The organism is Colwellia sp. 6_MG-2023, assembly GCF_030547765.1.
Lineage (GTDB): Bacteria > Pseudomonadota > Gammaproteobacteria > Enterobacterales > Alteromonadaceae > Colwellia.
On sequence record NZ_JAUOPP010000048.1, the window covers coordinates 1 to 6,686 of the forward strand.

General features: G+C 35.6%; 5 protein-coding genes and 1 tRNA gene. 5 read left to right on the plus strand and 1 reads right to left on the minus strand.

The genetic code is table 11. The features are described 5' to 3' along the window. Positions 1 to 544: 544 nt before the first annotated feature. The 5 genes from nadA (at position 545) to Q4503_RS18610 (ending at position 5,661) form a co-directional block, all read left to right on the plus strand. Positions 545 to 1,603 carry a quinolinate synthase NadA gene (gene nadA / locus Q4503_RS18590; protein ID WP_215972633.1) on the plus strand — a complete coding sequence of 353 codons (1,059 nt, stop codon included), beginning with the start codon at positions 545 to 547 and terminating at the stop codon, positions 1,601 to 1,603. 133 nt (positions 1,604 to 1,736) lie between these two features. Next, positions 1,737 to 1,824, plus strand: a tRNA-Ser gene (locus tag Q4503_RS18595). Positions 1,825 to 2,060: 236 nt separating this feature from the next. Further along, complete coding sequence (locus Q4503_RS18600; protein ID WP_303603166.1) at positions 2,061 to 3,035, plus strand: transposase; 975 nt, start codon at positions 2,061 to 2,063, stop codon at positions 3,033 to 3,035. A gap of 600 nt (positions 3,036 to 3,635) precedes the next feature. Continuing rightward, positions 3,636 to 4,658, plus strand: coding sequence for a Fic family protein (locus Q4503_RS18605; protein WP_303603167.1), 1,023 nt, complete (start codon positions 3,636 to 3,638; stop codon positions 4,656 to 4,658). A 310-nt stretch (positions 4,659 to 4,968) separates the two neighbouring features. Continuing rightward, the gene (locus Q4503_RS18610) at positions 4,969 to 5,661 is read left to right on the plus strand and encodes a cytochrome b/b6 domain-containing protein (RefSeq protein WP_215973661.1); all 693 of its coding nucleotides are present in this window, start codon (positions 4,969 to 4,971) and stop codon (positions 5,659 to 5,661) included. Between the two features lie 92 nt (positions 5,662 to 5,753). Here the strand turns inward: Q4503_RS18610 and Q4503_RS18615 are convergent, their stop codons facing one another. Next, positions 5,754 to 6,227, minus strand: a complete 474-nt coding sequence (locus tag Q4503_RS18615; protein ID WP_303603168.1) for a cytochrome c — start codon at positions 6,225 to 6,227, stop codon at positions 5,754 to 5,756. Positions 6,228 to 6,686 lie beyond the last annotated feature (459 nt).

Below are 6,686 nucleotides of genomic sequence, written 5' to 3' on the forward strand. Positions count from 1 at the left end.
CCGTTAGCTCAGTTGGTAGAGCAGTTGGCTTTTAACCAATTTGTCGAAGGTTCAAATCCTTCACGGCCGACCACTTTTTCTACAACAATCTCCAATAACTGAATATATCAAAGCCAAGGCTTTTAACCAACTAAATCAAGTTAGTCGAAGGTTTAAATCCTTCACGGCCGACCACTTTTCTTATAGCTTTTAAGTACCAAAAAATAAGCCTTGGCTTTTAACCAACTAAATCAAGTTAGTCGAAGGTTTAAATTCTTCACGGCCGACCACTTTTTTATACTTCTTCAGTTCTTACAAATAAACCAAACCAAGATCAGGCTTTTAACTGCTCAATCAAGTAATCTAATGTTCGAACATTTACGGTCAAGCAACTATTCCAATACTTGTAAATCTTTTAACAAAGAATACTGCTTTATATCTTATTAGTCTTTTACAAGCTTTTAAACTCGGGGCTAATCGTTCAAAGTACTACACATTACTTAGTCGTTCCCTTATAATTACGCCGTTTAAAGACATTTATACTTGTTATATATAGAGAGCTAAAATGAGCCAAATTAATGCAGCTGTTGATTTTGATTTTCAATTTCCAGCGAAACCTGAATTATTAAATAATGATGAAAAAGCACAATATATTGCGAGAATTAAAGCATTATTAATTGAAAAAAATGCAGTTTTAGTCGCTCATTATTACACTGATCCCGAAATTCAAGCGCTTGCTGAAGAAACAGGGGGCTGTGTTGCTGATTCTTTAGAAATGGCACGTTTTGGTAATCAACATCCAGCAGACACTTTAATTGTTGCAGGTGTTAAGTTTATGGGGGAAACCGCAAAGATTTTAACCCCAGAAAAAACAGTGCTAATGCCTGAGCTAGAGGCAACTTGTTCATTAGATCTAGGTTGTCCTATTGAAGAGTTTTCCGCATTCTGTGATCAACATCCTGATCATACTGTTGTTGTATACGCTAATACTTCTGCGGCTGTTAAAGCCCGTGCTGATTGGGTTGTTACGTCAAGTATTGCGTTAGAAATTGTTGAAATGCTAGAAAGCGAAGGAAAGCCTATCTTATGGGGGCCAGATCGTCATTTAGGTGCCTATATTGAAAAAGAAACAGGTGCTCAAATGTTAATGTGGCAGGGCGCTTGTATTGTTCATGATGAATTTAAAGCGAAAGCTTTACGAGATTTAAAAATTCAATACCCTGATGCTGCGGTATTAGTTCATCCTGAGTCACCGGCTAATGTAGTCGCATTAGCTGATGCCGTAGGCTCAACCAGTCAATTGATAAAAGCTAGCCAAGAAATGCCAAATCAACACTTTATTGTGGCGACTGATCAGGGTATTTTTTACAAAATGGAACAAGCTAATCCAGATAAAACTTTTGTTGCAGCACCAACGGGTGGTAATGGCGCTACATGTCGTAGTTGCGCAAGTTGCCCATGGATGGCAATGAATGGCCTAAAGTCTATTGCTGAAGCGTTAGAGAGCCCTGTAGGTAAAGAAATCACTGTCGATAGCGAGCTTGCTAAAAAAGCCTTAGTTCCATTACATAGAATGTTAAATTTTGCTGCAGAAAATAAACTGGCAGTGAAGGGGAACGCTTAATTTAGCTTAGCTTCATTGAGTAGACTTAACATAACCGTGTGAATTATAAACATTTGTGCAGTTTTGTTCGATTACTAATGAGTTCCGCTTGCGTGTTAGTTCGTTTTTATCTACTATAGCGCAGCTTGTTACTGGTGAGGTGTCCGAGTGGCCGAAGGAGCACGCCTGGAAAGTGTGTAAGGCGCAAGCCTTCGAGGGTTCGAATCCCTCCCTCACCGCCATGTTTAGAAAACCCGTTGATCGAAAGATTAACGGGTTTTTTGCTTTTAGTTATATATATACCTATTAGCAAGGACATATATGGACGCTCTCCAGAAATCAAGCCGAACTTAAGTAACCTATTAGCAAGGACAGTCGCTTAACCTATTAGGATATTAGCAAGGACAGTCGCTCAAATTTGAACAACACAGACTTCTCAACTAAGTTTAATAAATAACCTGTAAGTGAGAGGTCTTTTATGACAACTGCCAGAAAACAACTTATTAGCTTAGCTGATACACCTTATTATCACTGTATTTCTCGTTGTGTTCGTCGTGCCTTTTTGTGCGGTGAAGATAAAAATACAGGGAAAAATTTTGACCACAGGCGAGGTTGGGTAGAGGATAAATTACTTAGCCTAACGCAGGTGTTTGCCATTGATGTTTGCGCTTACGCTATTATGAGTAACCATACGCATACGGTATTATCTATCGATGAAGAAACGGCAAAAGGATGGTCAACCAAAGCAGTACTTGAGCGTTGGCATCAGTTATTTAAAGGCACATTATTAACACAGCAATATTGTCGAGGAGAAGAAATTCCTGACTACCTGATGACTTCTTTGCTTGAAACGGTTGAAGTATATCGCCATCGCTTAATGGACATCAGCTGGTTTATGCGCCTACTCAACCAAAGCATCGCGACACAAGCGAATCAAGAAGACAATTGCACTGGTCATTTCTGGGAAGGGCGTTTTAAATCTCAAGCTTTATTAGACGAAGCGGCCCTTGCTGCGTGTATGGCATATGTTGATTTAAACCCAGTAAGAGCGAATATAGCGAAAACCCCAGAAAGCTCAGGATATACCAGCGTAAAGCAACGAGCTATATCAGCCAAAAAGGCTAAACAGCCCAAAACGCTACTGCCTTTTGTGGGTAATCCACGCAAAAGCATGCCTAAAGGTTTACCATTTGAGCTAAAAGATTACCTTGAATTAATTGAAATGACAGGTCGCTGTTTCCGTGAAGATAAAGCCGGCTATATTGAAGCAACTCAACCTGCTTTACTTAACCGCTTGAACATCAGTCCTGATAATTGGCTAACGTTAACCAAAGACTTTAGACGATTATTTCATGGCGCGGTAGGTCACAGTGATGTATTAACAGATTATTGCGAGCACAGAGGATTGAAGCGACGAACCAATGTTAATTGTTGTGATAAACTTCTAGCGTAACCATTTAACAATAACCCTAACCATAATAACCACCTACCTATATCACGGTTAAACTTCCGCACGTCTAAAAATCGGTATTTCATCTATGTTTTTTAATTTTGGTTTTGTTCTGACTATAAGCGAGTGTCCTTATTAATTTTAATTTTTATTGTTCGATTTTAATGCTTAACATGGTCGTCGAATAAAAGGGTTAGATACTCACAGTTTATCAAAAAAACTAGCTACCACAATCAAATATATCTTAATGCCCCCCATCTACATCCCTTATTTTAAAAGGACATAAAGGTAATGTGCTAATACCGAAAAATCGGTAAGTTTAGCCTCACTATTTAACATTTTGACTACAGCTTATCTTGGATGATAACGAAAGTCTTATACTCATATTAAGTAATTTCAACGAAAGATTACAGGCAAAATCAGCCTGATACAGTGGCCTATCGTGTTTACCCTCAATCGTTTTCAGTCAAAAAAAACGATTTACTCGATGAGTAAATCGTTCTAACATTATCCATAATTAAGGTTAATTAAGAATTTTAATTATACTAACCCTCTTGATTAGCGTATCTTGTAGGTAGAATTAAAGCTTAAATTTATTATCTCATGAGTCAATTTCAACCTCCGTTTACAGTCACATCAAAAATCATTCACTATATTTCAGATATTGCAGAAGCTATCGGCAAACTCTCTATAATGTACAACGAAAAAGATATCTTGCAAAGTAAGCAAGATGCTCTGGTAAAACAGGTTAAAAACGCACTACTTAATGACAATGTTACCTTGACAAAGGCGCAGATAAACACAATTTATCATAAAGACGACATTGATTTATCTGAAGAAATAATCAAAAAAGTAAATAATTCCATTGAAGTCTATGAACAGATGAATAATTGGGATATTAATTTATGCGATGACTTTTTGACAGCACATAAAGCGCTTATATTGTCTCAAGAAAATACAACTGATAACTATCGGACGAATAACACTATCAATAGCAAAAAATTGAAAGTAGCCCCGCAAGCTTTGCATATTCCACAGATGATGGAAGATCTTTTTAGCTGGTTGTCTACATCGACTGAACACCCGCTAATAAAAAGCTCAGTATTTCACTACGAACTTAAATTTATCCATCCTTTTGTTGAAGGTAATAGTCGCATTGCCTCTTTATGGCAATCTAAAATACTTAAGCAATGGAATCCGTTATTTATATTATTTCCTGTGGAAAAATTTATAGAGGCAACTAAACAGCAGTATAATAGTGCAATAAATGAAAGCACCGACACGGGGGATTCTTCAGTTTTTATCGAGTATATTCTCGAAAATACCTTAAGTACTATTTTAAAAATAGACAATAGCTTATTTTTAAATAAAGAACCTGCACGATCACTGGCGCCAATAGAAAAAAACACAGCCCCACAAGAAACACCACAAGTTAAAGCCTTGATAAATGTATTAAGACAATCTGATATATCTTTAAATAGAAAGCAATTACAAGAAAAGTTGAAACTTAAAGATCGCAAGCACTTTAGAGAACGCTACCTTAAACCAGCGATGGACGCCGCTTTAATTGAAATGACTATTCCTGAAAAACCGAATAGTAAGCTACAAAAGTACCGGTTAATTTAATGTACACCTGTCCCCGTTAAAAGAATAGGGACAGGACAGTCGCTCAAATTTGTTAACAAAAGACTTTAGACAATTGTTTCATGGTGACTATAAGCGAGTGTCCTTATTAATTTTATTAATTTTATTAATTTATCTTTAATATTATGAGTATGCGCTCAGCGTGTTAGTGTATTTATAAGCGTCAAATTCACTATCATAATATATTGATCTACGGCTAAAACTGTCTATTTACCTTTTAATAAATAAGAGGTTTCACAATAGTTGTTCATTATTTATAATGTTATAATCGTTGTTCAACATAAATTAAATAATGAAAAATAAATTATTAGTTTGGGATCTTCCTGTTAGACTATTTCATTGGTGTCTTGTTATTTCACTTTTTGCTGCTTGGTATACATCAGATGGCGAACGAAACTTAATAGATTGGCATTTAAAAATAGGCTACTTTATTTTAGGCTTGATTATATTTCGCATAATATGGGGGGTATTTGGTACTCGCTATGCGAAGTTCACTCAATTTATACCCAATAAAAAAGCGCTTTTACACTATTTAAAAAACTTCAGACAAGAAAAAAACTATACTACTGTTGGTCATAATCCTCTTGGTGGGTTAATGGTGGTATTGATGTTGACGTTAGTTTTATCACAAGCGATTAGCGGGCTATTTATGAACGATGATATTTTTACTTCTGGACCTTACTATGCAAGTGCAAGTAGTTCGATTCAGAGTATTATGTCATTAATTCATCATAATGTTTTTGATATTATTATTATTGTATCTGTATTACATATAAGTGCTGCTTTTTATTATTTGCTGGTAAAAAAAGCGAATTTGATTGTACCAATGATCACAGGATATAAAAGTAGTGACAGTGCCGAAAATAAAAAAGGTATTAAATCATCTAAATTATTTGTGGCTTTAGTAATAATATTAGTTGTTGCCGTTTTCTTATATTGGTTGTTAGTCTTGAATGTACCAGTCGAAGAAGAGTTTTATTATTAGTACAAACAAAAAGGCCTGAATAACAACATATATGTTATTCAGGCCTTGTATAGCTATATTAGCCTTTATTTTTTACAGGACGGGCTTGAGTGTTATTCTTCTCTAAAGTTATCGTGACATCCGCCACACGTCTTTCCTACACCGCCAATAGCTGCTTTAATTGCCGACTCATCACCTGATGTAGATGCTTTAACAAGCTTTTCAGATGCTATTGTTAAATCATTAATTCTTTTTTCAAAGGCTTCACGCTTAGTCCACACATCTGGCAATGCTGTAGTGTCTACTTTATAAGCACTTGTATCAGTACTCGTGTAATCAGCAATCATAAATGAAAGCTGATTAATACGAATTGAATTTTTTTCGACTACCTTTGCATCAAATGGGATCTTTCCTTTAGCCATGGCGCCTAATGCACCCATATTTGCACCTAGCATAGTGAATACGGCATGGCGTAACTCGTTAGCTTTGTTAGCATGCTTTTCAGACGTTGCTGGTGTTGCAATAGCACTATTAGTTGCCAAAATAAGTGCGCATACTGTGATGATTTTTGTTGAAGCTAATTTCATTTTTTATCCTCTCTATGAATTAAGCATAAACTTTACCATTAAAGTACTCAGGAGTTAACTATAATATAAGAAGGAATTAGGCTAAAGAATATGAATAAGAACGATGAAAATTAAGGAGGAGTTATCTAAGTAGTACTGATTATTTCTTTATAACGTCTCTATAGCAAGGTGAATTTTGTATGAAATGAATGGTAATGAATTACTAATGTTTGACTCAATACTAACTATTTATTCTTGTATTCTATATTGCTAAGAAATTATTACCTGAATAATATGAGATGTATGACAGATAAATAGTGATTTTATAAAATAACGGAGGAAAATAAACTATTTACTATATTTGCTGATATTAAATACTGTAAAAATATTTGAGATATTTTTAAAATGGTACCCGGAGCCGGACTTGAACCGGCACGCTTTTCGGCGAGGGATTTTAAATCCCTTGTGTCTACCAATTCC

Coding starts and splice junctions, on each gene's coding strand:
- Q4503_RS18600 (WP_303603166.1), top strand. CDS start 2,061: ATGACAACTGCCAGAAAACAACTTATTAGCTTAGCTGATACACCTTAT.
- nadA (WP_215972633.1), top strand. CDS start 545: ATGAGCCAAATTAATGCAGCTGTTGATTTTGATTTTCAATTTCCAGCG.
- Q4503_RS18610 (WP_215973661.1), top strand. CDS start 4,969: ATGAAAAATAAATTATTAGTTTGGGATCTTCCTGTTAGACTATTTCAT.
- Q4503_RS18605 (WP_303603167.1), top strand. CDS start 3,636: ATGAGTCAATTTCAACCTCCGTTTACAGTCACATCAAAAATCATTCAC.
- Q4503_RS18615 (WP_303603168.1), bottom strand. CDS start 6,227: ATGAAATTAGCTTCAACAAAAATCATCACAGTATGCGCACTTATTTTG.